Origin of the sequence: Pseudomonas campi, assembly GCF_013200955.2 — a bacterium.
GTDB classification, from domain to species: Bacteria; Pseudomonadota; Gammaproteobacteria; order Pseudomonadales; family Pseudomonadaceae; genus Aquipseudomonas; species Aquipseudomonas campi.
Genome location: NZ_CP053697.2, coordinates 899,366 through 925,069, shown reverse-complemented (window position 1 = coordinate 925,069; position 25,704 = coordinate 899,366). Strand labels below are relative to the sequence as shown.

Annotated in this window: 25 protein-coding genes; 16 read left to right on the top strand and 9 right to left on the bottom strand. The window is 64.3% G+C overall.

The annotated features are described in order from the left end of the window. The first annotated feature begins 6 nt into the window (after positions 1–6). The 8 genes from lptC to HNE05_RS04125 all read left to right on the top strand — a co-directional run bounded on the left by lptC (position 7) and on the right by HNE05_RS04125 (position 5,772). Entirely contained in the window at positions 7–576 is a 570-nt protein-coding gene (gene lptC / locus HNE05_RS04160; RefSeq protein WP_173203637.1) for an LPS export ABC transporter periplasmic protein LptC, read from the top strand. After that, entirely contained in the window at positions 563–1,111 is a 549-nt protein-coding gene (lptA, locus tag HNE05_RS04155; RefSeq protein WP_173203635.1) for a lipopolysaccharide transport periplasmic protein LptA, read from the top strand. Before lptC ends, lptA begins: the two co-directional genes overlap by 14 nt. Continuing rightward, positions 1,111–1,836: an LPS export ABC transporter ATP-binding protein gene (lptB, locus tag HNE05_RS04150; RefSeq protein WP_173203633.1), complete on the top strand. Its 726-nt coding sequence runs from the start codon at positions 1,111–1,113 to the stop codon at positions 1,834–1,836. The genes lptA and lptB overlap by 1 nt, the downstream gene beginning before the upstream one ends. 290 nt (positions 1,837–2,126) lie before the next feature. After that, complete coding sequence (locus HNE05_RS04145) at positions 2,127–3,623, top strand: RNA polymerase factor sigma-54 (RefSeq protein WP_173203631.1); 1,497 nt, start codon at positions 2,127–2,129, stop codon at positions 3,621–3,623. Positions 3,624–3,822: 199 nt separating this feature from the next. After that, on the top strand, positions 3,823–4,131 hold the full coding sequence (hpf, locus tag HNE05_RS04140) for a ribosome hibernation-promoting factor, HPF/YfiA family (RefSeq protein WP_173203629.1): 309 nt from the start codon (positions 3,823–3,825) through the stop codon (positions 4,129–4,131). Positions 4,132–4,143: 12 nt separating this feature from the next. Continuing rightward, entirely contained in the window at positions 4,144–4,608 is a 465-nt protein-coding gene (ptsN, locus tag HNE05_RS04135; protein ID WP_173203627.1) for a PTS IIA-like nitrogen regulatory protein PtsN, read from the top strand. Positions 4,609–4,627: 19 nt separating this feature from the next. Further along, complete coding sequence (rapZ, locus tag HNE05_RS04130; RefSeq protein WP_173203625.1) at positions 4,628–5,485, top strand: RNase adapter RapZ; 858 nt, start codon at positions 4,628–4,630, stop codon at positions 5,483–5,485. A gap of 14 nt (positions 5,486–5,499) precedes the next feature. Further along, on the top strand, positions 5,500–5,772 hold the full coding sequence (locus HNE05_RS04125) for an HPr family phosphocarrier protein (protein ID WP_173203623.1): 273 nt from the start codon (positions 5,500–5,502) through the stop codon (positions 5,770–5,772). Positions 5,773–5,920: 148 nt separating this feature from the next. Here the strand turns inward: HNE05_RS04125 and pmbA are convergent, their stop codons facing one another. Then, positions 5,921–7,267, bottom strand: coding sequence for a metalloprotease PmbA (gene pmbA / locus HNE05_RS04120; RefSeq protein WP_173203621.1), 1,347 nt, complete (start codon positions 7,265–7,267; stop codon positions 5,921–5,923). A gap of 115 nt (positions 7,268–7,382) precedes the next feature. Between pmbA and yjgA the strand changes: the two genes are divergently transcribed. After that, entirely contained in the window at positions 7,383–7,904 is a 522-nt protein-coding gene (gene yjgA / locus HNE05_RS04115) for a ribosome biogenesis factor YjgA (RefSeq protein ID WP_173203619.1), read from the top strand. 194 nt (positions 7,905–8,098) lie between these two features. On the opposite strand, the gene tldD is transcribed toward yjgA, so the two are convergent. The 8 genes from tldD to mreB all read right to left on the bottom strand — a co-directional run bounded on the left by tldD (position 8,099) and on the right by mreB (position 19,238). Continuing rightward, complete coding sequence (gene tldD / locus HNE05_RS04110; RefSeq protein ID WP_173203617.1) at positions 8,099–9,556, bottom strand: metalloprotease TldD; 1,458 nt, start codon at positions 9,554–9,556, stop codon at positions 8,099–8,101. Then, entirely contained in the window at positions 9,553–10,407 is an 855-nt protein-coding gene (locus HNE05_RS04105) for a carbon-nitrogen hydrolase family protein (RefSeq protein ID WP_173203615.1), read from the bottom strand. The genes tldD and HNE05_RS04105 overlap by 4 nt, the downstream gene beginning before the upstream one ends. Before the next feature lie 55 nt (positions 10,408–10,462). Beyond that, positions 10,463–14,296: a YhdP family protein gene (locus tag HNE05_RS04100; RefSeq protein ID WP_173203613.1), complete on the bottom strand. Its 3,834-nt coding sequence runs from the start codon at positions 14,294–14,296 to the stop codon at positions 10,463–10,465. Between the two features lie 30 nt (positions 14,297–14,326). Then, a complete protein-coding gene (rng, locus tag HNE05_RS04095; protein WP_173203611.1) occupies positions 14,327–15,784 on the bottom strand; it encodes a ribonuclease G in 1,458 nt (485 codons plus the stop codon). 60 nt (positions 15,785–15,844) lie between these two features. Continuing rightward, positions 15,845–16,444, bottom strand: coding sequence for a Maf family protein (locus HNE05_RS04090; RefSeq protein ID WP_173203609.1), 600 nt, complete (start codon positions 16,442–16,444; stop codon positions 15,845–15,847). A 55-nt stretch (positions 16,445–16,499) separates the two neighbouring features. Next, on the bottom strand, positions 16,500–16,988 hold the full coding sequence (mreD, locus tag HNE05_RS04085; protein WP_173203607.1) for a rod shape-determining protein MreD: 489 nt from the start codon (positions 16,986–16,988) through the stop codon (positions 16,500–16,502). Further along, positions 16,988–17,968, bottom strand: a complete 981-nt coding sequence (mreC, locus tag HNE05_RS04080; RefSeq protein ID WP_240008814.1) for a rod shape-determining protein MreC — start codon at positions 17,966–17,968, stop codon at positions 16,988–16,990. The genes mreD and mreC overlap by 1 nt, the downstream gene beginning before the upstream one ends. A 229-nt stretch (positions 17,969–18,197) precedes the next feature. Continuing rightward, positions 18,198–19,238, bottom strand: a complete 1,041-nt coding sequence (mreB, locus tag HNE05_RS04075; RefSeq protein ID WP_173203605.1) for a rod shape-determining protein MreB — start codon at positions 19,236–19,238, stop codon at positions 18,198–18,200. Between the two features lie 218 nt (positions 19,239–19,456). On the opposite strand from mreB, the gene gatC reads away from it, so the two are divergent. The 7 genes from gatC to HNE05_RS04040 all read left to right on the top strand — a co-directional run bounded on the left by gatC (position 19,457) and on the right by HNE05_RS04040 (position 25,688). Then, entirely contained in the window at positions 19,457–19,744 is a 288-nt protein-coding gene (gene gatC, locus HNE05_RS04070; RefSeq protein WP_173203603.1) for an Asp-tRNA(Asn)/Glu-tRNA(Gln) amidotransferase subunit GatC, read from the top strand. 16 nt (positions 19,745–19,760) lie between these two features. After that, a complete protein-coding gene (gene gatA / locus HNE05_RS04065; RefSeq protein ID WP_173203601.1) occupies positions 19,761–21,212 on the top strand; it encodes an Asp-tRNA(Asn)/Glu-tRNA(Gln) amidotransferase subunit GatA in 1,452 nt (483 codons plus the stop codon). A gap of 11 nt (positions 21,213–21,223) precedes the next feature. Continuing rightward, positions 21,224–22,672, top strand: a complete 1,449-nt coding sequence (gene gatB, locus HNE05_RS04060) for an Asp-tRNA(Asn)/Glu-tRNA(Gln) amidotransferase subunit GatB (protein ID WP_173203599.1) — start codon at positions 21,224–21,226, stop codon at positions 22,670–22,672. A gap of 152 nt (positions 22,673–22,824) precedes the next feature. Then, positions 22,825–23,196 carry a septal ring lytic transglycosylase RlpA family protein gene (locus HNE05_RS04055; RefSeq protein ID WP_173203597.1) on the top strand — a complete coding sequence of 124 codons (372 nt, stop codon included), beginning with the start codon at positions 22,825–22,827 and terminating at the stop codon, positions 23,194–23,196. A 73-nt stretch (positions 23,197–23,269) separates the two neighbouring features. Continuing rightward, on the top strand, positions 23,270–24,355 hold the full coding sequence (locus HNE05_RS04050) for a calcium/sodium antiporter (protein ID WP_173203595.1): 1,086 nt from the start codon (positions 23,270–23,272) through the stop codon (positions 24,353–24,355). Between the two features lie 16 nt (positions 24,356–24,371). Further along, complete coding sequence (locus tag HNE05_RS04045; protein ID WP_173203594.1) at positions 24,372–24,749, top strand: carboxymuconolactone decarboxylase family protein; 378 nt, start codon at positions 24,372–24,374, stop codon at positions 24,747–24,749. Between the two features lie 90 nt (positions 24,750–24,839). Then, positions 24,840–25,688, top strand: a complete 849-nt coding sequence (locus HNE05_RS04040) for a TIGR02285 family protein (protein ID WP_173203592.1) — start codon at positions 24,840–24,842, stop codon at positions 25,686–25,688. The last annotated feature ends 16 nt before the right edge of the window (positions 25,689–25,704 follow it).

Sequence of the window (25,704 nt, the reverse complement as noted above, 5' to 3'; positions counted from 1 at the left end):
TCAAGCATGCTCGGCAAACTGCGACAACCTCTGATCTACAGCCTGATTGCCGCCCTGCTGGGCGCAGTCGGCTATTGGAACATCCGTCCGGAAAGCTTTCTGGACAAGCCTTCGACAGCTGAAACCGACAATGCCATCGACTTCTACGTGGTCAACGCCCGCACCCTGCAGTACCAGGAAGACGGCCAACTGCACTACGAGATGACCGCCGACAAGCTGGAGCACCTCAAGGCCAGCGACATCACCCTGCTGAACAAGCCCGACCTGCAGCTGTATCGCGGCAGTGCCTATCCCTGGCACGTGCAGAGTGAGCGTGGCGAGGTCGCGCCAGAGGGCAAGGAAGTCGAGCTGATCGATGCCGTGCGCGTCGCACGGACCGACGCCAAGGGCCGCCCGACGGTGATCACCAGCAGCCGGATGACCGTATTTCCTGACAAGGAATATGCGCAAACCCAGCAAGCCGTTAGAATCGAGGCCGCCAATGGGGTGACCACGGCGCAAGGAATGAAAGCGTACATGAATGACGGCCGGATCCTCCTGCTGTCCAACGTAAGAGGCCAGCATGAGGCTCGTTAAAACACTCCCCCTATTGTTCATCAGCCTCGGTGCCGCGCTCGGAAGCGCCAGCTCCTGGGCCCTGCCGAGCGACCGCGAGCAGCCGATCCGGGTGCAAGCCGACAGCGCCGAGCTGGACGACAAGCAAGGCGTGGCCGTGTACCGCGGCGGCGTAGTGATCACTCAGGGCACCCTGAAGATCACCGGCGACACCGTGACCATCACCCAGGATGCCAATGGCGAAGTCGAAGTCTTCACCTCGGTGGGCAAGCCTGCCTACTACGAGCAGAAGCCTTCGGCAGAAAAGGAAATCGTCAAGGCCTACGGCCTGACCATCCAGTACTTCGCCAGCAACGAGCGCATCGTGCTAATCGATCAGGCCAAGGTGATTCAGGAAGGCAATACCTTCGAAGGCGAGAAGATCGTCTATGACACCCAGCGCCAGATCGTCAACGCCGGTCGCGCCAACGGCACCGCCCTGAGCACGCCGCGCCCACGTATCGACATGGTCATCCAGCCGCGCAAGAAAACCGACCAGCCGGAGCAAGCGCAGTAATGGCGACCCTCAAAGCCCAGCACCTGGCCAAGAGCTATAAGGGCCGCCAGGTCGTCCGTGACGTCAGCCTGTCCATCGACAGCGGCCAGATCGTCGGCCTGCTCGGCCCCAACGGCGCCGGCAAGACCACCTGTTTCTACATGATCGTCGGCCTGGTACAGGCCGACCAGGGCCGCGTGCTGATCGACAACCTCGACGTCAGCCACCAGCCCATGCACGGCCGCGCGCGCGTCGGTATCGGCTACCTGCCGCAGGAAGCCTCGATCTTCCGCAAGCTGTCGGTGGCCGACAACATCATGGCCATCCTGGAAACCCGCAAGGACCTCGACCGCGCAGGCCGCCACGCCGCGCTGGAGACCCTGCTGCAGGAGTTCCACATCAACCACATCCGCGACAACCTCGGCATGAGCCTGTCCGGTGGCGAGCGCCGCCGCGTGGAAATCGCCCGCGCCCTGGCCACCGAGCCGAAATTCATTCTGTTGGATGAACCCTTCGCCGGTGTCGACCCGATCTCGGTCGGCGATATCAAGCAGATCATTTACCACCTCAAGGCCAAGGGCATTGGTGTGCTGATCACCGACCACAACGTGCGCGAGACCCTCGATATCTGCGAGACCGCCTACATTGTCAATGACGGCCAACTGATCGCCGAAGGCGATGCCGAGAGCATCCTGGCCAACCAGCTGGTGAAAGAGGTCTACCTCGGGCACGAGTTCCGCCTGTAACAGGCTTTTGAAAAACGTCGGCGAAGCAGCCTAGGCTAGGCGAAGAGCGGCGAAGAGGCGCAGTTTACGAATAGTAAATGAGCACTCTGAACCGGTTTTCAACAACGCCACGGCAACGCAGGTAGTTTTTCAACAGCCTGCTGACGCAGGCGCCGCCGCACTACATGGATGTTGTCAAGCCTAGGCAAAGCCGCCAGATTCAGGCATATAATTTGCTTATTGGCGGCGCCCCGGCGCCCTGTAGTGAATGGCGCACCCGCGCCGGCAAATAAGGTGCAAAGCTTCCTGCCATGAAACCTTCGCTAGTCCTCAAGATGGGCCAGCAGCTGACGATGACACCGCAGCTGCAACAAGCCATTCGTCTACTCCAGCTTTCCACCCTGGACCTGCAACAGGAAATCCAGGAGGCCCTGGAATCCAACCCCATGCTGGAACGCCAGGAAGAAGGCGAAGACTTCGACAACAGCGATCCGCTGGCCGACGGCGAAGAGCAGAACGCCCAGTCCAAACAGCAGCAGGACACCTACCAGGAAACCAACAGCACCCCCGCCGACTCCATCGAGGACGGCGAGTGGAACGAACGCATTCCCAACGAACTGCCGGTCGACACCGCCTGGGAAGACGTCTACCAGACCAGCGCCAGCAGCCTGCCAAGCAACGACGATGACGAGTGGGACTTCACCACCCGCACCTCGGCCGGCGAAAGCCTGCAGACCCACCTGCTGTGGCAGCTCAACCTGGCGCCGATGTCGGACACCGACCGCCTGATCGCCGTGACCCTGATCGACTGCATCAACAATCAGGGCTACCTGGAAGAGTCGCTCGAGGAAATCGTCGAGGCCTTCGACCCGGAAATGGACGTCGAGCTCGACGAAGTCGAAGCCGTGCTACACCGCATCCAGAACTTCGACCCGGCCGGCGTCGGCGCCCGTGACCTGCGCGAATGCCTGCTTCTGCAACTGCGTCAGCTGCCGGCCAGCGCCCCCTGGCTGAGCGAAGCCCAGCGCCTGGTCGGCGACCACCTCGACCTGCTTGGCAGCCGTGACTACAGCCAGCTGATGCGGCGTATGAAGCTCAAGGAAGACGATCTGCGCCAGATCATCGAGCTGATCCAGAGCCTCAATCCACGTCCCGGCTCGCAGATCGAAGCCAGCGAGCCGGAATACGTGATCCCCGACGTCCTGGTACGCAAGCACAACGAGCGCTGGCTGGTGGAGCTGAATCAGGAAGCGGTGCCGCGCCTGCGCGTCAACGCCCAGTACGCCGGCTTCGTCAAACGCGCCGACTCCAGCGCCGACAACACCTTCATGCGCAACCAGCTGCAGGAAGCGCGCTGGTTCATCAAGAGCCTGCAGAGCCGTAACGAGACGCTGATGAAGGTCGCCACGCAGATCGTCGAGCATCAGCGCGGCTTCCTCGAATACGGCGACGAAGCGATGAAACCGCTGGTCCTGCATGACATCGCCGAAGCGGTGGGCATGCACGAATCGACCATCTCGCGCGTTACCACGCAGAAATTCATGCACACCCCGCGTGGCATTTACGAGCTGAAATACTTCTTCTCCAGCCACGTCAGCACCTCTGAAGGTGGCGAATGCTCGTCGACGGCGATCCGTGCCATCATCAAAAAACTGGTCGCAGCGGAAAACGCGAAAAAGCCGTTGAGTGACAGCAAGATCGCTGGTTTACTGGAAGAACAGGGCATTCAGGTAGCCCGTCGCACCGTCGCCAAATACCGCGAATCCCTCGGGATAGCGCCTTCGAGCGAACGCAAGCGGTTGATGTAGCGCGCAGTGTCTGAGGCCTGCGCCAGCGACCGATGTGATGCGGCACTGAGGGAAGGCTTTTGCAAAACTGCATGCGCGCCAGGCGCCCTGCCCCGAGGGGGAAGCACAGGACAGTTCTGCAAAAGCCTTCTCAAGCCAAAGTGTTACGGTGGCAGGCCCGCTAGCCTGTCTCTTACACACGGCAACAAGGAGAAGTGGTATGCAAGTCAACATCAGTGGACACCAACTGGATGTGACCGACGCCCTGCGCGACTACATCGGCGAAAAACTCAGCCGACTGGAGCGCCATTTCGACAAGATCACCAATGTGCAGGTGATCATGGAGGTCGAGAAACTCAAGCAGAAAATCGAAGCCACCCTGCACATTGCTGGCGGTGAAATCGTCGCCAACGCAGAGCACGAAGACATGTATGCGGCGATCGATCTGCTCGCCGACAAACTTGACCGCCAACTGATCAAACACAAGGAAAAGCAGCTCAACCGCCTGCAAGGCGCGACAGCCCGCTGATATCCCCCACACATGATCCGACTTGAAAATATCCTGACCGCCGGCCGTTCCCTGGTGAACGTGCCCGGCGGCAGCAAAAAACGCGTTCTGGAACAGATTGCCAACCTGGTCGCGCGCGAATTGCCCGACCTCGATGGCCAGGACATTTTTGAAAGCCTGATTGCCCGTGAAAAGCTCGGTTCCACCGGGTTCGGCAACGGCATCGCCATTCCTCACTGCCGCTTGCCCGGCTGCGCAGCGCCGATCAGCGCCGTACTGCGCCTGGATGCGGCAGTGGATTTCGACGCCATCGACGGCGCCCCGGTGGACCTGCTGTTCGTCCTGCTGGTACCGGAAGCGGCGACCGACGAGCACCTGGAGCTGCTCCGGCAGATCGCCAGCATGCTCGACCGCGCCGACGTGCGCGAGCGCCTGCGTCAGGCGCAAAGCAGTGAGAGCCTCTACCAAGTAGTCGTCGACGTGCAGAACGGCCAGTAGGCCAGGGTAGGAAAGTGTCATGCGCCTGATCATCGTCAGCGGCCGCTCCGGCTCGGGCAAGAGCACCGCTCTCGATGTACTGGAGGACAACGGCTTCTACTGCATCGACAACCTGCCGGCCGGCCTGTTGCCCGAGTTGGCCGAACGGGCGCTGCTGGAAACCGAACTGCTGCACCCGCTGGTCGCCGTCTCCATCGACGCACGCAACCTGCCCAGCCAGCTCAAGCGCTTTCCCGAGCTGCTCGCCGAAGTCCGCGCCCGCCACATCCTCTGCGACGTGCTGTACCTGGATGCCGACGAGGAAACCCTGCTCAAGCGCTTCTCCGAGACCCGCCGCCGCCATCCGCTGACCAACGAGAGCCGCGCACTGGCCGAAGCCATTCGCGACGAGGAGACCTTGCTCAGCCCGATCACCGATCTGGCCGACCTGAAAATCGACACCACCCATCTCAATCTCTACCAGCTGCGCGACACCCTCAAGCTGCGCCTGCTGAACAAGCCCGAGCCGGGCACCGCGTTTCTCATCGAATCCTTTGGTTTCAAGCGTGGCATGCCGGTGGATGCCGATCTGGTGTTCGACGTACGCTGCCTGCCCAATCCCTACTGGAAGCCGGACCTGCGCGAGATGTCCGGTCTGCAGGCACCGGTTGCCGAGTACCTGGCCGCGCAACCAGATGTCGAGGAGATGTACCAGGACATCCATGCCTACCTGCACAAGTGGCTACCCCGTTTCGCCGCCAGCAACCGCGCCTATGTGACCATCGCCATCGGCTGTACCGGCGGCCACCATCGCTCCGTGTACCTGGCCAATCGCCTGGGCGAAGCGCTCAAACCCACCTTGAAGAATGTCCAGGTCCGCCACCGCGACCTGGGTTAAGGACTGCCCACGCAATGCCTGCCTGCGAAATCACCATCATCAACAAACTCGGCCTGCATGCCCGTGCAGCGGCCAAGTTCGTCGGCGTGGCGACGCGCTTTCCTTGTCAGGTGCGGGTCGGCCGCAGCGCAGAGAGTCTGATCGACGGCAAGAGCATCATGGCCGTGATGATGCTCGCGGCTGGCAAGGGCACCAACCTGCACCTGTATAGCGAAGGCGAACAGGATGACGACGCGTTGAACGCCCTGATCGAACTGATCAACAACAAGTTCGACGAAGGCGAATAACCCGCCTGCCCTACCCAGCAAAAGGGGCTGTCCGGAAAACCGGACAGCCCCTTTTTCATGGCGTGTTCTAGAACCTGTTTACGATCTCACAAGCTAGAGCCAGTTTTAACGCGGTATGGCCGACGCGCAGCAGATCGTAGACAGGTTATTAGCTGCCGGCGACGGTCATCTTCTCGATCAGGACCGAGCCGGTGCGGATATTGCCGCGCAGCTCCAGGTCATTACCGACCGCGACTATCTGGCGGAACATGTCACGCAGATTGCCGGCGATGGTCACTTCCTGCACCGGGAACTGGATCTCGCCGTTCTCCACCCAGAAGCCAGCGGCGCCGCGCGAATAGTCGCCGGTGACCATGTTCAGGCCGTGTCCCATCAGCTCGGTCACCAGCAGGCCGCGGCCCATGCGGCGCAACAGGGCTTTCTGGTCCTCGTCACCATGGCTGACAAACAGGTTGTGCACGCCACCCGAGTTGGCCGTGCTGGGCAAGCCCAGCTTGCGCCCGGAATAGGTGCCGAGGATGTAGGAAACCAGCTCACCGCCGGCGACGAAAGGCTTGGCATAGGTCGCCAGGCCGTCGCCATCGAACGTCGCGCTGCCCATGGCCCGCGGGATATGCGGACGCTCGTCGAGGTTGAGCCAGGTGGGGAACAGCTGCTGGCCCAGGGTGCCTTCGAGGAAGGACGACTTGCGGTACAGGTTGCCGCCGGAAATCGCCGCGAGGAAGCTGCCGAACAGCCCGGTGGCCAGCTCGGCGGCGAACAGCACCGGCACCTCGCAAGTCGGCACTGGTCGCGCGCCCAGACGGGCCGCGGTACGCGCGGCGGCATGCCGACCGATCTGCGCCGGGTCGGCCAGCAGCTCGCCCTGGCGATTGACGTCGTACCAGTAGTCGCGCTGCATCTGCCCTTCGCCTTCGGCGATCATCACGCAGCTGAGGCTGTGGCGGGTGCTGGCGTAGCCGCCGACGAAACCATGGCTGTTGCCGTAGACCCGGCAGCCCTGGTGGGTATTGAGGGTGGTGCCATCGGCATTGCTGATCCGCGGATCGGCAGCGAACGCCGCCTCTTCGCAGGTCAGGGCGAGCTCGACGGCGCGCTCGGGCGCCAGCGCCCAGGGATGATAGAGATCGAGCTCGGGAAACTCGCGGGCCATCAGGGCCGCGTCGGCCAGGCCGGCACACTCATCCTCGGAGGCATGCTGGGCGATGGCCAGGGCCGCCGCCACGGTTTCGCGGATGGCCGCATCGCCGCTCGCCGAAGTACTGGCCGAGCCCTTGCGCTGGCCGACGTACAGGGTGATGCCGAAACCCTGGTCGCGGTTGAACTCGACCGTTTCCACCTCGCCCTGGCGCACCGTGGTCGACAAGCCCTGCTCCATCGACACCGCCACTTCACAGGCACTGGCACCCTGGCGCCGGGCCTCGGCGATTATCTGTTCGACCTGCGCCTGCAAGGCCGGCAACGCCTGCGGGCCCACCACTTCTGCTGCACTCATAACTCGCTCCAAAACTGCAAACTGACAGCCCACCCGGCAAGCACTGTGCTTACGGTTTGAGGCTTGCCGCACCCCTTGCTGCTATCATGGCGGCGTTTCCATCCGGACCGCCCCCATGGCTGATTCATACGACGAAGACTTCTCTGGCGAGAAGAGCAAAACCCAGATCAAGCGCGAACTGCATGCCCTGCAGGAGCTTGGTCAGCGCCTGACCACCCTCAAGCCCGACATCCAGGCCAAGCTGCCGCTGACCGACGGTCTGCGCAAGGCCCTGGCCGAAGCGCCGAAGCACACGGCCAATGCCGCGAAGAAACGCCACGTGCAGTTCATCGGCAAGCTCATGCGCGACCAGGACATCGACGGCATCCTCGCCCTGATCGACCAGGTCGACAGCTCCACCCGCGAATACAACGAGCGCTTCCATACCCTGGAACGCTGGCGTGATCGCCTGATCGGCGGCGACGACACCACCCTGGAAAGCTTCGTCAGCGAATTCCCGGAGGCCGACCGCCAGCACCTGCGCGGCCTGATCCGTCATGCCCAGCACGAAGCGGCGCGGAACAAACCGCCAGCCGCTGCACGCAAAATCTTCAAATACATCCGCGAACTGGACGAAACCCAGCGCGGCCTGCGTTAAACCGCTCTGCCGGCAGGGTTGGCCGCTAGCAGGCCGTTGAAAATCTACCTGCGTTGCCATCGCGGCGTTAAAAACAGGCTCAAAATGCTCATTTACAGCTCGTAAACTGCGCTTTTTCGCCTGCTTTTGCCTTGCGCTGGCTGCCTAGCCAACGTTTTTCAACAGCCTGCTACGCGCTCAACCCTGCTCACTCCTCAGCCGCCTGTCCCGCCCACGGTAATCGCATCGATCTTCAGCGTCGGCTGGCCGACGCCCACCGGCACCGACTGACCGTCCTTGCCGCAGGTACCGACGCCGCTGTCCAGGGCCAGGTCGTTGCCGACCATCGACACCTTGCTCATGGCCTCCGGGCCGTTGCCGATCAGGGTCGCGCCCTTGACCGGGGCGGTGATCCGGCCGTCCTCGATCAGGTAGGCCTCGCTGGTAGAGAAGACGAACTTGCCGCTGGTGATGTCGACCTGGCCGCCGCCGAGATTGGCGCAGTAGATGCCCTTCTTCACCGAACGGATGATTTCTTCCGGGTCGCTTTCGCCGGCCAGCATGTAGGTATTGGTCATGCGTGGCATCGGCAGGTGCGCGTAGGATTCGCGGCGACCGTTGCCGGTGCGCGCCGCGCCCATCAGGCGGGCATTCAGCTTGTCCTGCATGTACCCCTTGAGCACGCCGTTCTCGATCAGCGTGGTGCAGCGGGTTGGCGTGCCTTCGTCATCGACGCTGAGCGAGCCGCGACGGCCGGCCAGGGTGCCATCATCGACGATGGTGCACAGGCTGGACGCGACCTTCTCGCCGACCTTGCCGCTGTAGGCCGAACTGCCCTTGCGGTTGAAATCGCCTTCCAGACCATGACCCACCGCCTCGTGCAGCAGCACGCCAGACCAGCCGGCGCCCATCACCACCGGAAAGGTACCGGCCGGAGCGGGCTGCGCTTCGAGGTTGACCAGCGCCTGGCGCAGGGCCTCGCGGGCATAGCCCATGGCTCGGTCTTCCCCGAGGCCGTCTTTTTCTAGAAAGAACCGATAGTCGGTGCGCCCACCGCCACCATGGCCGCCGCGCTCGCGGCGGCCGTTCTGCTCGACGATCACGCTGACGTTGAAGCGCACCAGTGGGCGGATATCCGCGCCCAGGCTGCCATCGCTGGCAGCGACCAGGATGCGGTCCCAGACGCCAGAGAGGCTGACGGTGACTTGCTGGATGCGGGGATCGAGGGCGCGGGTGGCCTGGTCGATACGCTTGAGCAGTTCGACCTTTTCCGCTCGCCCCAGCACGTCCAACGGATTACCCGGCGCATACAGCGCGGTCACCTGCGGGCTGCTGAAGGCCTGCACGCTGCCCTGCTGACCGGCTCGCGAAATCGAGCGCGCCGCACGGGCGGCCTGGCTGAGGGCATCGGCGGTGATCGCATTGCTGTAGGCGAAACCGGTTTTCTCGCCGGATTGGGCGCGCACGCCGACGCCCTGGTCGAGGTTGAAGCTGCCTTCCTTGACGATGCCGTCTTCCAGCACCCAGCTCTCGGAGATCTGGCTCTGGAAATACAAATCGGCGGCATCGATGCCGGGACCGGCCAGCTCGCCGAGGATGCTCGGCAACTGCTCGATGCTCAGGCCGCCGGGGGTCAGCAGGTGCTGGCTGACCGATAGCAATGTCTCGCTCATAACTTCTCCGTAGGCGCCGGCCCTGGAACGGCCGGGGCAAAAAATCGTCGGTGGTTGGCCACCGGCATGCGCTGGCGGATCTGCGCCTGCTCGGCACCATCCGGCGCGGCCAGCAAGACCGCTTCGCCCGTTGGCTGCTCGGCCAGCGGCCGACCCCAGGGGTCGATGATGGCCGAATGGCCGAAGGTCTCGCGGCCACCCGGATGGCTGCCACCCTGCCCGGCCGCCAGCACATAGCACTGGGTCTCGATGGCCCGTGCGCGCAGCAGCACCTGCCAGTGCGCCGCGCCCGTCACCGCAGTAAAGGCGGCTGGCGCGCTGATCAGCTCAGCGCCCGCTTCCCGCAAAAGACTGTACAGCTCGGGGAAACGCAGGTCGTAGCAGACCGTCAGACCGAGGCGACCCATCGGGGTATCGGCCACCACCACCTGACTGCCGCCGGCATAGTCGTCCGACTCGCGATAGCGGCCACGGCTGTCGGCCACATCGACATCGAACAGGTGCAGCTTGTCGTAGCGCGCCACGCGCTGGCCCTGGGCATCGATCAGTAGCGAACAGGCATGGGCCTTGGCACTCGGCTGGTCATCGGGCGGTAGGGGAATGGTGCCGGCGACTATCCACAACTGCAGATCGCGGGCGGTCTGTTGCAGCCAGGGCAGGATCGGCCCGTGGCCCTCGGCTTCGGCACGCCCGAGGGCGGCCAGGTCACGCCGGCCCATGGCGGCAAAGTTTTCCGGCAGCACGGCGAGGCGCGCACCGCCAGCGGCGGCCTGCTCGAGCAGGCGGCGGGCGGCGGCGAGGTTGGCCAGCACATCGTCCTGGCTGACCATCTGAATCACGGCAAGCGACATGAAGACTACCGACGGGATGATGACTGCATGCTACTCCAAGTACGGGCAGCGGACTTCATCGGGGTTTTTCAAAAGGTTTGTCGAAGGTGATGGCCGGGTTCTGCCAGGGCCCCTTGACGCTGTATTGCACGCTGGCGAAACGCGCCACGCGATCACCCAGCAGTTTGTCGACCACGAACAGCGCACCGCCCACCGCCGGCGCGCCGACGATCAGCGCGGCCAGAGGCAGGTTGTTGGTGACCGGCAGAGTCACCAACAACTTGGCGTCGATCTGGTCGCGCGCCATGTCCAGGGTGCCATTCAGTTCCAGACCGCTGGACGGCCCTTCCATCTTGATCGGCTCGCGGGTGACGAACACCCCGTCGCTGGCCACCAGCAGGCCCTTGAGCTTGTCATAACTGAGGCCCTTGCCGAGCAGATCGGAGAAGTCCAGGCGCAGGCGGCGACTGATCGAGTTGAAGTTGAGCAAACCGAACACCCGCAGCGCCGATGCCGAGCCCTTGACCTCAACCATCTGCCCCTTGCGCAGGCTGGCGTCCATGCGGCCGCTGAAGCGTTTGAGGCTGAGCCAGGCCGGCGAGCCAGGCCAGCGGCCATCGACATCCAGGCGGAAGCGCTCACTGGTGACTGTCGGGGCGAAGTTCCAGGCCAGTAGCACGTCACCCAGGTTGGTGCCTTCGAGCCGCCCCTTGTACCAGCTGCTACTGGCACCCGGCGCGCCCTCCCACCCCGCGGCACCATTGACCTGCAAGCCCTTGAGCTGCAGCGACAGCTCATTGAAGCGCACCCCTTGGGCTGTCGGGCGCACCTTCAGCGACCAGGCGCCCAGCAGCTGATCACCCTGCAGCACGCGGGCGATGCGCACATCCAGGGCCGGGAACTGCCGCGGATCGACCGCAGCCAGGGCATCCGGCTTGTCTACTTCGGTCGTACTCGGCGGCGCGGCCGGGGGAAAACTCAGGCGTGCCAGATCAACGACGATCGGCGCGCCGGCGGCATCCGGCAGATTGACCCGTCCTTCCAGCAGCGTGCTGGCCAGGTCGAGCTGCCAACCGTGACTGCTGCGTGCGAGCTTGGCCGCCAGGTTGTCGACCTGGGTACCGAAGCCACTGAAACGCTCGATCTGCAGGTCGGCGCCACGCAGGAACTGCAGGTTGCCGGTCGCGCCGGGCGAACCGCCATACTGCTTGCTCAAGGCTTGCCAGGCGGACCAGTCCAGCTCACTGAGGCGCCCGGCAACGCGCAGGCCTGGGGCACCGGGCAAGCTGGCCGCGACGCCACCCAGGCGCAACTCGCCGCGCCCCTGCAACACCTGCCCCGGCGCGGCAGCAAAAGCCAGGCTGGCCTGACCGGCATAATCCAGCCAGTAGCGCCGCTCATTGCCCTGCAGGGTCATGCGCCAGACGGCTTCGCGACTGTCCGCAGCGACCTTGCCGAAAGGCGCAGGCAGGTCGATGGCCAGGCCCTTGAGGTCGGAGCTGACGCGCAACTGGCTGTCGGCGCCGTCCAGGCTCAGGCTCAGGGCATAGGGCAGCTCGCCACTCAGTGGCAGCGCCTGGGTCACGCCCAGCCAGTTGCTCAGGGTCGCTAGCGGCACCTGGCCGCTGGCCTCGATCCGCGTGCGCGCCTTGCCCCGCGCGCCGCCGGCAATCGCCCGCCCGCGCACGGCATGGCCAAGCACCTGGGCGCGAATGTCCGGGGCACTCAGGCCGCTGGCCGTATCGAAGCGGAAGGCGCCCTTGATCTGGCTCAGTTGCAGCGCCGGCGTGCTCAGTTGCAGGCGTGCGCCCTCGGTGGCGAAATCCACCTGTACCCTGGGCGGCTGGCCCTGAGCCAGGGGAATGTCGAGGTTGAGCTTGCCGCTCAACGGCCCTTCACCGCGCCAGCCAGCAAAAGTATCTGCGGTACCCAGCGGCGCTTCCTGGAGAATTTTCAGGGCATCCACCACGCTGCTCTGCACCTGCCCCTGCACGTTCAGGCGCGGCACCCGCCCCGGACCAACCTGCGGAATATCGACGTTGACCGCCGTGAGCCGGCTATCCAGCAGGCGCCCTTCCGGGACCCGCACGCGCACGCCACTGTCCTCGATCAGCACCTCGCCACGCGCCTCGCGCAGCACCGGCCAGCCCGGCTGGAAGGCCAGCTCGGCATCATGCACGCGGAAATACAGGCTGAGGCTGCGCGCTGCGGCATCGGCGCCCTTGAGCAACGAGCCCTGGTACTGGAAATAGCCCTCATCGACCTTGCCGGCACGAATGGCGCTGTTCAGCCACTCGCTGAGCTTGGGGCTCATGCCCGGGGAGCGGGTCGGCAAGTACTTGCCGGTGAACTGCGCATCGCCATTGCGAATGCCCACGCGCAGGTCCATGTAGTCTTCTTCGGCCGGGTCCTTGCGCAGGCGCACGAGGAAGTCGCCAGCTACCGCGCCCTCTTCGCCAACCACCTGCAGATAGGGGCTGCGCAGGGTCAACCCGGCGTCATCGTAGTGCCAGAGCAGCTGCGCACCGGCCGTGCGGTAGTGCCACATGGCCGGAAACAGCTGATCGAAGTGCAGGCCGAAGTTCTCACTGACCAGCCGCCCTTCGCCGTCGGTGAGATTGCCGCTGACACTGCCGCTGGCATTCTCCACCGCCGGAATGCCATGCCAGGGACTGATGCCGACCTGCGCCAGATTCAGCGAGTACTGCAGGCGGTCGGCACTCGTCAGCTGCGGACGATAGGTCAGCTGGATATTGCTCAGCAGCCCCTGCGGGCGCAGGGCCTGCAACGCCTCGGCCGCCTGCTCGGGCAGCGGCGCCAGGGCGCTCACCACCGGGCCGAGCGGGGCCAGATCGAGACGGTCGGCGCTCAGCGTCCATTGCGCCTCGCGCCCCTCTGCCGCGCTCTGCTGGCGCAGCGCCAGCTGTACCTCGCCCCAGCGGGTCTCGCCCAGGCTCAGGGCCAGGGAGTCGAGCAGCAGGTCGAAGCCAGTGTCCGTGCGGGTGAAAAAGGCGCTCAGCGCCAGGTCCTGCACCTTGACCGCCTTGCGCTGGGCATAGCCGCCACTCAGCTCGGGGGCATGCAGGCGCGCCACGGCGCGTTGCACCTGGCCGTCGTGCCAGTCCAGCCAGAATTCGCCACCAGCCTGCAGTTTTTCCAGGCGCCAGGCCTGCGTCAGGCCTTTCGGCAGCCAGCGCGCCCAATCACTCTGCGGCAGGCTGAGGTACAACTCGGCCTGGCTGTTCTGCCAATCCGTGGGCTGCAGGCGGGTACGCAGGCGCAGGGCCAGTGGCTGACCATCGGGCAGCAGCAGACGGGCGTCGATACGCTGGCGCTGTACGCCGCTGCGCAGGGTCAGGTTAGCGTAGGTGAAGCTCAGGGGGGGCTGCTCGAAGGGTTCGAGGGTCAGCTGGCTGTCCAGCAGCGACAGGGTGCTGATGCGCTGCAGACTCTGCAGGAGCTGTTGCGGATCGGCTTTCTGCGCGCCCGCGGCACGCACCGGCAGGCCCTCGACACTCCAGGCGCCCTGCTCATCCTCGCGCAGGCTGAGCTGCAGGCCATCCAGCTCCAGGTTGGCGATGTGCAACTGGCGGCTCAACAGGCTCTGCAGCACATCGGGCACCACCCGCACCTGATCCAGGCGAATACTGCTGGCGCCACTGCCCAGCTGCACGTCGTGGGCAAACAGCAGCGGCGCCAGGCCACTCCAGCGTCCCTCCAGACTGCCGATGCTCAGCGGCATGCCGAGCGCGGCCTGGGCCTTGCTCTGCACCTCGTCGCGGTACTCCGCCACCAGCGGGATCAGTTCGCGACCGAGGCTGGCATACAGCGCCGCCAGCACCAAACCCAGGGCGCACAGCCCGAGGGCGGTGCGCAACAGGGAGACAAGCAGGCGCGCCAGCCGACTCATGCAGGACTATCCAGGCGAATGCGGGTCATCTCAGAGCAGCACCACATCGTATTGCTCCTGGGAGTACATGCTTTCCACCTGGAACTTGATGGTGCGCCCGATAAAGGCCTCGAGATCGGCGACATTGCCCGACTCCTCGTCGAGCAGGCAATCGACCACCTTCTGATTGGCCAGTACCCGGTAGCCCTCGGCCTGATAGGCCCGCGCCTCGCGGAGAATTTCGCGGAAGATCTCGTAGCAGATGGTTTCCGGGGTCTTCAGCTTGCCGCGGCCCTGACAGCTGCTGCAGGACTCGCACAGCACCTGCTCAAGGCTCTCGCGGGTGCGCTTGCGGGTCATCTGCACCAGGCCCAGTTCGGTGATGCCGATGATGTTGGTCTTGGCGTGGTCGCGCTCCAGCTGCTTTTCCAGGGTACGCAGCACCTGGCGCTGGTGCTCTTCATCTTCCATGTCGATGAAGTCGATGATGATGATCCCGCCGATATTGCGCAGGCGCAGCTGGCGGGCAATCGCGGTGGCGGCCTCGAGGTTGGTCTTGAAGATGGTCTCTTCGAGAGTGCGATGGCCGACAAAGGCGCCGGTGTTGACGTCAATGGTGGTCATCGCCTCGGCCGGGTCGACCACCAGGTAACCGCCGGACTTGAGCGGCACCTTGCGCTCCAGGGCGCGCTGGATCTCGTCCTCGACGCCGTACAGGTCGAAGATCGGTCGCTCGCCTGGGTAGTGCTCCAGGCGATCGGATATCTCCGGCATCAATTCGTCGACGAACTGGGTGATCTTCTGGAAGGTCTCGCGCGAGTCGATGCGGATCTTCTCGATCTTCGGGTTGACCAGGTCGCGCAGGGTGCGCAGGGCCAGGGACAGATCCTCGTAGATCACCGAAGGCGTCTTGGCGCTCTGCATCTGCCCGGCTACCTGCTCCCACAAACGGCGCAGGTAGCGGATATCGGCGAGGATCTCGTCGGCACTGGCGCCCTCGGCGGCAGTGCGCAGGATAAAGCCACCGGCCTCCTCGATGCCCTCGGCGGCCACGCAATCGGTGACCACCTGTTTGAGGCGCTCGCGCTCGGCCTCTTCCTCGATCTTCAGCGAAATGCCGACATGCGCGGTACGCGGCATGTACACCAGGTAGCGCGAAGGAATCGACAGATGGGTGGTCAGCCGCGCGCCCTTGGTGCCGATCGGGTCCTTGGTCACCTGCACCACCAGGCTCTGGCCCTCATGCACTAGGGCGCTGATGCTTTCCACCGCGCTGCCTTCGCGGGTGGAAATCTCGGCCGCGTGAATGAAGGCCGCGCGATCCAGGCCGATGTCGATAAAGGCCGCCTGCATGCCTGGCAGCACGCGCACCACCTTGCCCTTATAGATGTTGCCGACGATGCCGCGGCGCTGAGTGCGCTCGACATGCACTTCCTGCAGCACACCGTTTTCTACCACCGCCACGCGCGATTCCATCGGCGTGATGTTGATCAGGATCTCTTCGCTCATGCATCCCACTCTGCGCGATGAAGCTGCCGGCCACGAACCACATGCCGGGCCGGCAGCTTCTTAACTGTTGACCGGCAGTGGCTGCCAGCACGGAATTGCGAATTCGTTGAGTAGCTGTGCGGTCTCGCACAAGGGCAAACCGACCACCGCCGAGTAACTGCCCTGCAACTGGCTGACGAACACTGCCGCCAAGCCTTGAATACCATAACTGCCTGCCTTGTCGCAGGGCTCCCCGGTGGCCCAGTAGGCCTCGGCCTCACCGGGCTGCAGGGCACGGAAACTGACCCGACTGGTCACCACCTGCACGGCACTGCGCGAATGACTGACCAGCGCCACCGCCGTCAGCACTTGATGCTCGCGCCCGGACAGCGCCGCCAGCATACCCAGCGCCTCGGCGCGATCCTGCGGCTTGCCGAGAATCTGCCCGTCGAGCACCACGGCGGTATCCGCCCCGAGGACCACAGCATCGCCGCAATCGCCCAGAGTGGCCAGCCCGGCGCGCGCTTTATCCAGCGCCAGGCGTTCTACATAGCCAGGTGCAGCCTCGCCAGGCAATGCGGTTTCATCGACAGAGGCGCTTAACGTGACGAAGGGCACACCGATCTGCGCCAGCAGTTCACGGCGCCGTGGGGAACCCGAGGCCAGGTAGAGGGTGGCCATGCAGACATCTCCCTGTCGAGGAATGGCAGTCGTCGGCACCGCGGCCGACGCCGATTCAGTGAACGCCGAAGCGCTGTTGCAGCCCACGCAGGATGGCGAACACCCAGGGCCAGAGCAAGGCGCTGACCAGCGCCGGGAAGACGAATTCGAGGGTCGGCTGGCGGTTGCCGGTCAGGGCATTCAGCCACAGATGCACCAGCTGGGCCAGGCCGAATACCACCAGCAGCACCAGGCTCTGCTGCCACATGGGGAACATGCGCAAACGCCGCTGCAGTGACAGCACGAGGAACACGATCAGGGTCAGGACCAGGGCATTGAGACCCAGCAGCGAGCCATTCAGCACATCCGCCAGCAGGCCGAACACCCAGGCCGAGACCATGCCCAGGCGGTGCGGCACCGCCAGCGCCCAGTAGGAGAGAAACAGCGCCAGCCACAGCGGGCGGCCGATGGCCATGAAGTCCGGCATGGGTGCCACGCTAAGCAACAGGGCAAACGCCAGGCTGGCCCAGATCACCCAGCCGTGAGCGGAACGTGTCGCCACCATCAGTGGGTCTCCTGACTATCGGCGGGTGGTAACGCCGGAGCGGCTTCCACTGCAGGCAGCGCCGGAGCTGGCGTCACCGCAGTCGCGCCGGGCACTGCCGGTACTGCTGGTCCTGGAGCGGGCACTGCCGCGTCAGGCACTGCCGGCGCCTGGCTATCGGCTTGCTGCTGGGCCTCGGCGGCAGCGGTGGCGCGTTCTTCAGCGCTGCGCCGGTCGACATCCACCAGCAGCATGTGGCGGCTGCGATTCAGCGCCGCAGTCGGCACCGCCCGCACGATGGCGAACGGCTGGCCGGAGTCATGAATCACTTCGCTGACCATGGCCACCGGGTAACCGGCCGGGAAACGCTGGCCCATACCGGAGCTGACCAGCAGATCACCCACCTTGATATCGGCGGTATCGGCCACATGGCGCAGTTCCAGGCGCTCGGGGTTGCCGCTGCCGGCCGCAATGGCACGCAGGCCATTGCGATTGACCTGCACCGGAATGCTGTGGCTGGTATCGGTGAGCAACAGCACCCGCGCCGCGTAAGGCATGACCTCGACCACCTGGCCCATCAGGCCACGAGCATCGAGCACCGGCTGGCCGAGGAACACGCCGTCCTGCTCACCCTTGTCGATCAGGATGCGATGGGTGAAGGGATTGGGATCGATGCCGATCAGCTCGGTGGCAATCACCTTCTCCTCCACCAGCGAGGAAGAGTTGAGCAGCTCACGCAGGCGCACGTTCTGCTCGGTCAACGCGGCGAGCTTCTGCACGCGACGCTGCAGCAGGAGCATTTCCGCCTTGAGCTTTTCGTTCTCGGCAACCAGCTCGTTGCGGCTGCTGAGTTCCTGGGTCGCCGCTTTCCACAGGGTCACCGGCAGGCGGCCGACCCAGAACACCGGCTCGACCAGCAAGCCCATCTGCGCACGCAGCGGCTGGAGTACGGTGAAGCGCGCATCCACCACCATCAGCACAGCCGACAGCACGACCAGCACAAGCAGTCGTACGCCCAGCGATGGACCTTTGGCGAATAGCGGTTTGATGGCGAATCCCCTAGAACCTGTTGATGACCGACATCGCGTCGATCATGCCGCATGGATACAGCCTGCTGCGCAGTCTAGCGCCCCAGCCAGGGTGACAGGACAGACGCGGCGCACACACCCATACCGCACAAAATCGAAAGCCGGAAGAACAGGCTTCCGGCTTCGGCTTACGTCGTCAGGATCACTCCGAAGAGAGCAGATCCATGGAGTGACGATCCATCATCTCCAGCGCCTTGCCGCCGCCACGGGCCACGCAGGTCAGCGGGTCTTCGGCGACGATCACCGGCAGGCCGGTTTCCTGCGACAGCAGCTTGTCCAGATCACGCAGCAGCGCGCCACCACCGGTCAACACCAGGCCACGCTCGGCGATGTCGGAAGCCAGTTCCGGCGGCGACTGTTCCAGGGCGCTCTTGACCGCCTGGACGATGGTCGCCAGGGATTCCTGCAGCGCTTCCAGCACTTCATTGGAGTTGAGGGTGAAGCTGCGCGGTACGCCTTCGGCCAGGTTACGGCCACGCACGTCGACTTCGCGCACTTCGCCACCGGCGTAGGCGGTGCCGATTTCCTGCTTGATCCGCTCGGCAGTGGATTCGCCGATCAGCGAACCGTAGTTACGGCGCACATAGGTGATGATGGCTTCGTCGAAACGGTCGCCACCGACGCGTACGGATTCGGCGTAGACCACACCGTTGAGCGAGATCAGCGCGATTTCGGTGGTACCACCGCCGATATCGACGACCATCGAGCCGCGGGCCTCTTCAACCGGCAGGCCGGCACCGATGGCAGCGGCCATCGGCTCTTCGATCAGGAATACTTCGCGGGCACCGGCACCGAGGGCCGACTCGCGAATGGCGCGGCGCTCGACCTGGGTCGACTTGCATGGCACGCAGATCAGCACGCGCGGCGACGGCTGCAGGAAGCTGTTTTCGTGAACCTTGTTGATGAAGTACTGCAGCATCTTCTCGCAGACGCTGAAGTCGGCGATCACGCCGTCTTTCATCGGACGAATGGCCTGGATGTTGCCCGGGGTACGACCGAGCATGCGCTTGGCCTCGGTACCGACGGCGACCACGCTCTTCTGGTTGTTGCCGCTGGTACGGATGGCAACCACGGACGGCTCGTTCAGCACAATGCCGCGATCGCGGACATAAATCAGGGTATTGGCAGTGCCCAGGTCGATCGACAGATCGCTGGAAAACATGCCACGCAGTTTCTTGAACATTGGGGAAAACCCTAGACAGAGCGTGGAGAAAACGCTGGGTAAAAAAGTGCGGCAAACTCTATCAATGACCAGCCTTTTGGGCAAGGCGCGTGATGTGCTAAATTGCCTGCTTTTCCGGGCGTTACGGCCCACAATTCGCGGCTTTCGACCGCAACACGCGGTATCCGTTCCCCGCCCGTATTCGTCCGGCCCCCTGGCCAGCCCCCTGGAGACTCCCGATGGCGCTTGAACGCTCCGACGTGGAAAAGATCGCCCATCTCGCCCGCCTGGGCCTGAATGAGGCCGAAGTTCCGCGAACCACCGAGACCCTCAACAATATTCTCGGCCTGATCGACGCCATGCAGGCCGTCGATACTGACGGTATCGAGCCCCTGGCCCATCCGCTGGAAGCCACCCAGCGCCTGCGGGCCGATCGGGTTACCGAGCAGAACCAGCGCGAGGCCTACCAAGCCATCGCTCCGGCCGTGGAAAACGGCCTGTACCTCGTGCCGAAAGTCATCGAATAAAAGGAAAGGGTTCCCCATGCATCAACTGACCCTCGCCGAGATCGCCCAAGGCCTCGCCGGCAAGCAGTTCTCTTCCGAAGAGCTGACCCGCTCGCTGCTGACGCGTATCCAGCAACTCGATCCGCAGCTCAACAGCTTTATCAGCGTCACCGAAGAACTGGCCCTCAGCCAGGCCAAGGCCGCCGACGCCCGCCGCGCCGCCGGCGAAACGGGCGCCCTGCTCGGCGCACCGATCGCACACAAGGATTTGTTCTGCACCCAGAACATCCTCACCAGCTGCGGCTCGAAGATCCTCAGCGGCTTCAAGGCCCCCTACAACGCCACCGTGGTCGAGAAGCTCGCCGCCGCTGGCAGCGTGACCCTCGGCAAGCTGAACATGGACGAGTTCGCCATGGGTTCGGCCAACGAATCCAGCCACTACGGCCCGGTGAAGAACCCCTGGGATCTGACCCGCGTACCGGGCGGCTCCTCCGGCGGCTCCGCGGCTGCCGTCGCCGCCCGTCTGATTCCGGCCGCCACCGGCACCGATACCGGCGGCTCGATCCGCCAGCCGGCGGCGCTGACCAACCTCACCGGGATCAAGCCGACCTACGGTCGCGTCTCGCGCTGGGGCATGATCGCCTATGCCTCCAGCCTCGACCAGGGCGGCCCGCTGGCCCGCACCGCCGAGGACTGCGCGCTGATGCTGAGCGGCATGGCCGGTTTCGACGCCAAGGACAGTACCTGCGTCGATCAGCCGGTGGACGATTATCTCGCCGCGCTGAACCAGCCGCTGAGCGGCCTGCGCATCGGCCTGCCGAAGGAATACTTCGGTGCCGGCCTCGATAGCCGCATCGCCGATAAAGTACTGGCCGTGGTCGAAGAGCTGAAGAAGCTCGGTGCCACAGTTAAAGAGATCAGTCTGCCAAATATGCAGCACGCGATCCCGGCCTACTACGTGATCGCCCCGGCCGAAGCCAGCTCCAACCTGTCGCGCTTCGACGGCGTGCGTTTCGGCTACCGCTGCGAGAACCCGGTCAACCTCGAAGACCTATACAAGCGCTCGCGTGGCGAAGGCTTCGGTGCCGAAGTGAAGCGGCGCATCATGGTCGGCACCTATGCGTTGTCCGCCGGCTACTACGACGCCTACTACCTGAAGGCGCAGAAGATCCGCCGCCTGATCAAGAACGACTTCGTCGCCGCCTTCAACGACGTCGACGTGATCCTCGGCCCAACCACGCCGAACCTGGCCTGGAAGATCGGCGCGAAGAACAACGATCCGGTCGCCGAATACCTGGAAGACATCTACACCATCACCGCCAACCTGGCCGGCATCCCCGGCCTGTCCATGCCCGCCGGCTTCGTCGACGGTCTGCCGGTTGGCGTGCAACTGCTTGCGCCCTACTTCCAGGAAGGTCGCCTGCTGAATGTCGCCCATCAGTACCAACAGGTCACTGACTGGCACACACAAGCACCGACCGGCTTCTGAGGACGACGCACATGCAATGGGAAACCGTAATCGGCCTGGAAATCCACGCCCAGCTCAGCACCCAATCGAAGATCTTCTCGGCCAGCGCCACCACCTTCGGCGCCGAGCCCAACACCCAGGCCAGCCTGATTGACCTGGGCATGCCCGGCACCCTGCCGGTGCTCAACGCCGAGGCGGTGCGCATGGCCTGCAAGTTCGGCCTGGCGATCGACGCGCACATCGCGCCGAGCAACGTCTTCGCGCGCAAGAACTATTTCTACCCGGACCTGCCCAAGGGCTACCAGACCAGCCAGATGGATCACCCCATCGTCGGCAAGGGCTTCCTCGACATCACCCTGGAAGACGGCACGCAGAAGCGCATCGGTATCACCCGCGCGCATCTGGAAGAAGACGCCGGCAAGAGCCTGCACGAAGACTTCCACGGCATGAGCGGCATCGACCTCAACCGCGCCGGCACGCCGCTGCTGGAAATCGTCTCCGAGCCGGACATCCGTTCGGCCAAGGAAGCGGTGGCCTACGTCAAGGCGATCCACGCCCTGGTGCGCTACCTGGGCATCTGCGACGGCAACATGGCCGAAGGCTCGCTGCGCTGCGACTGCAACGTCTCGGTACGCCCCAAGGGCCAGGCCGAGTTCGGTACCCGCGCCGAGATCAAGAACGTCAACTCGTTCCGCTTCATCGAGAAGGCCATCAACCACGAAGTGCAACGGCAGATCGAGCTGATCGAAGACGGCGGCAAGGTGGTGCAGGAAACCCGCCTGTACGACCCGAACAAGGACCAGACGCGTTCCATGCGCAGCAAGGAAGAAGCCAACGACTACCGTTACTTCCCCTGCCCTGACCTGCTGCCGGTGGTGATCGAGCAGAGCTTCCTCGACGAGATTCGCGCCAGCCTGCCGGAACTGCCGGTGCAGAAGCGCGAGCGCTTCGAGCGCGAGTTCGGCCTGTCCGCCTATGACGCCGATGTGCTGGCCGCCAGCCGCGAACTGGCCGACTACTTCGAGGCGGTCAACGCCGTATGCGGCGATGCCAAGCTGGCTGCCAACTGGGTGATGGGCGAGCTGTCCAGCCTGCTCAACAAGGACAACCTGGACATCGACCAGTCACCGGTTTCCGCCGAGCAGTTGGGCGGCATGATTCTGCGCATCAAGGACAACACCATCAGCGGCAAGATCGCCAAGATGGTCTTCGAAGCCCTGGCCGCCGGTGAAGGCGCCACGGCCGATGAAGTGATCGAGAACAAGGGCCTCAAGCAGGTCACCGACTCCGGCGCCATCGAGTCGATGCTCGACGAAGTGCTGGCGGCCAACGCCGAGCAGGTCGAACAGTACCGCGCCAGCGACGAAGCCAAGCGCGGCAAGATGTTCGGCTTCTTCGTCGGCCAGGCCATGAAAGCCTCGAAAGGCAAGGCCAACCCCGGCCAGGTCAACGAGCTGCTGAAGAAGAAGCTTGAAGGCTGAGTCGGATTGGCTCGCTAACGATAACGACGCCGGGTTAGCCCGGCGTCGTGTTATCCGTAGGGTGGAAAACCGCGCAGCGTTTTCCACCACTGGTCCACTACACAAATCCCATGGTGGATGAATAAAGCGTCATCCACCCTACTGGAGCAGCCATGCGTTTCGCTTTCGCCCTGTTCGCCGCCCTGCTGCTCAGCGCCTGCGCCAGCCAGGGCAAAGTCGACCCGCAGGGTTACCGCGCCGAAGGCCAGGCCTCCTGGTATGGCGCCCGGCACCACGGACGCAAAACCGCCAGCGGCGAGCGCTTCGACCAGCACGCGCTGACCGCCGCCCACCGCCAACTGCCTTTCGGCACCCGGGTACAGGTCACCAACCTGCGCAACGGCAAGCGCGTAGCGGTGCGCATCAATGATCGCGGGCCCTACTCGCGCGGGCGCCTGATCGATGTATCGAAAGCCGCCGCCGAGCAGCTCGACATGCTCACCAGTGGCACCGCACAGGTACGCATCGAAACCCTGCGCGATTGAAACAAGGCGCTACAGCCTCTGGCATTGTCCCGCTGGATGAATAAGCTATGCCGATCTTTTTTGGAGCCTGACCATGACCCTGATGACCTTCGTCTATTTGCTCGCCGGCCTGGTGCTGCTGGTCGCCGGCGCCGAGGTGCTGGTTCGCGGCGCTGCCAAACTGGCCGCCCAGTTCGGCATACCGCCACTGATCATCGGCCTCACCGTGGTCGCCTTCGGTACCAGCGCCCCGGAAACCGCGGTCAGCGTGCAAGCGGCCCTGAACGGCAGCGGCGACCTGGCCATTGGCAACGTGGTCGGCAGCAACATTGCCAACGTGCTGCTGATTCTGGGTGTGACCGCACTGATCGCGCCGCTGCTGGTATCGCGCCAGCTGATCCGCCTGGACGTGCCGATCATGATCGGTGCCAGCCTGGTCACCTATGCCCTGGCCTATGACGGCAGCCTCAGTCGCCTGGACGGCGCCCTGTTGTTCGCCGGTATCCTGGCCTACACCGGTTTCCTGATCATCAGTAGCCGCCGCGAGAAGAAAGCCGAGGGCGGCGACGAGTTCGAAGACGAATACGGCCTGCACGAGCCCGCCAAACCTTATGCCTGGGTCATCAACCTGGGGCTGATCATCGCCGGCCTGGTACTGCTGGTCAGCGGCTCCAACTTCCTGGTCGAAGGCGCCGTGCAGATGGCTCGCGCCCTGGGCATGTCTGAACTGGTGATCGGTCTGACCGTGGTCGCCATCGGCACCTCGCTGCCGGAGCTGGCCACCTCGGTGATGGCGGCCATCAAGGGTGAGCGCGACATCGCCGTGGGCAACATCGTCGGCAGCAACATCTTCAACCTGCTCTGCGTGCTAGGCCTGGCCTCGCTGGTGTCGCCAAGCGCCATCCCGGTGGCAGCCAACGCCCTGGCCTTCGACTTCCCGGTGATGATCGCGGTGGCCGTGGCCTGCCTGCCGATCTTCTTCAACGGCTACTCGATTAACCGCTGGGAAGGCGTGCTGTTCGTTGTCTACTACGCCATCTACACCACCTACCTGGTCGTCCACAGCAGCGGCGCGCCCTGGCTCGACGCCTTCCAGCAAGCCATGCTGACCTTCGTCCTGCCGCTGACCGCCGTCACCCTGGCAGTCATCGGTGCCCGCGCCTGGCATCGCCAGCGCTGAATCAAGGAGATAACCGATGAGCCAGGAAAAACCCAGTGGCCTGCAGGTGCGCCGCGAAGTGATGGGCGATGCCTTCGTCGACCGCGCCCTCGGCAATGCCACCGAATTCAGCCAACCACTGCAGGACTTCGTCAATGAACACGCCTGGGGCGGTGTGTGGAACCGCGAAGGGCTGGACCGCAAGACCCGCAGCCTGATCACCCTGGCCGCGCTGACCGCGCTGAAGTGCCCGCAGGAGCTCAAAGGCCATGTGCGCGGCGCCCTGAACAACGGCTGCACAGTCGAGGAAATCCGCGAAGCGCTGTTGCACTGCGCGGTCTACGCCGGCGTCCCAGCGGCCATCGACGCCTTCCGCGCGGCGCAGGAAGTGATCGACGCACAGGGCAAACCCTGAGCAGCGTTCGCGCAAGCCGTTGCCGCCCCCTAGACTGATCAGGGTTGAACCCGGCCATGGAGGCGGCCTGCATGCCGACATGAGCGCGAGATGAAACGACTGAAAGCCCTGCTGTTGAACCTGACCTGCATCGCTGCTACCGCGCAGGCCGACAGCATCGTCTGGCTCAGCGCGGAATTTCCGCCCATGTCCATGACCCAGGGGCCCCATGCCAATCAAGGTTACATAAACAGCCTGTTCGCTTACCTGCAGCAGGCGCTTCCCCAGCACCGTTTCACCGAGTCGGTCGTGCCCTGGCCGCGGGCGATGCACATGGCCGAGCAAGGCGGCCCTTACTGCCTGCTGGCCGCTTTCAAGACCCCGGAACGCGAGGCTTTTCTGCGCTTCAGCAAGCCCTACGGCCATGTGCTGCCCCTGGGTGTGGTGATCAGCCAGGAACAGATCGAACGCGTGAAGCCCTACCTCGACCCGGCCGGGCATGTGCAACTCGAACGCCTGTTCAAAGACCCGCAGATGCGCCCCGGCATTGCCAGTGGCCGCAGTTATGGCAGCCTGATCGACGACCTGCTGAAAACCACCCACGACACAGCGCACAGCGGTTTCGCCAGGGTCCACCAGGGCGAGTCCACCAGCGCCCTGTTCAACATGCTCGACCGCCGGCGCATCGACTACACCTTCAGCTACCCCAACGAAATGGTCTATTTCGCCGCCAGCCACCAGCTCCTGCGCTTTTACCCCATCGCCGGCAGTAACCAGCTACTGCCCGGCCGGCTCAGTTGCACGCGCAGCACGGAAACCGATCGGGTCTTTGCCGAGCTGAGCCACGTACTGGAGGGCCAGGGGCATCAGGCGGTGTTCCAGGCCAGCTACGAACGCTGGCTACCCGCATACCTGCTCGAGCACTACCGCCACCAGCTTGCTCAATTGCCGGCGGAGTAACGACGCGCTACCGGCG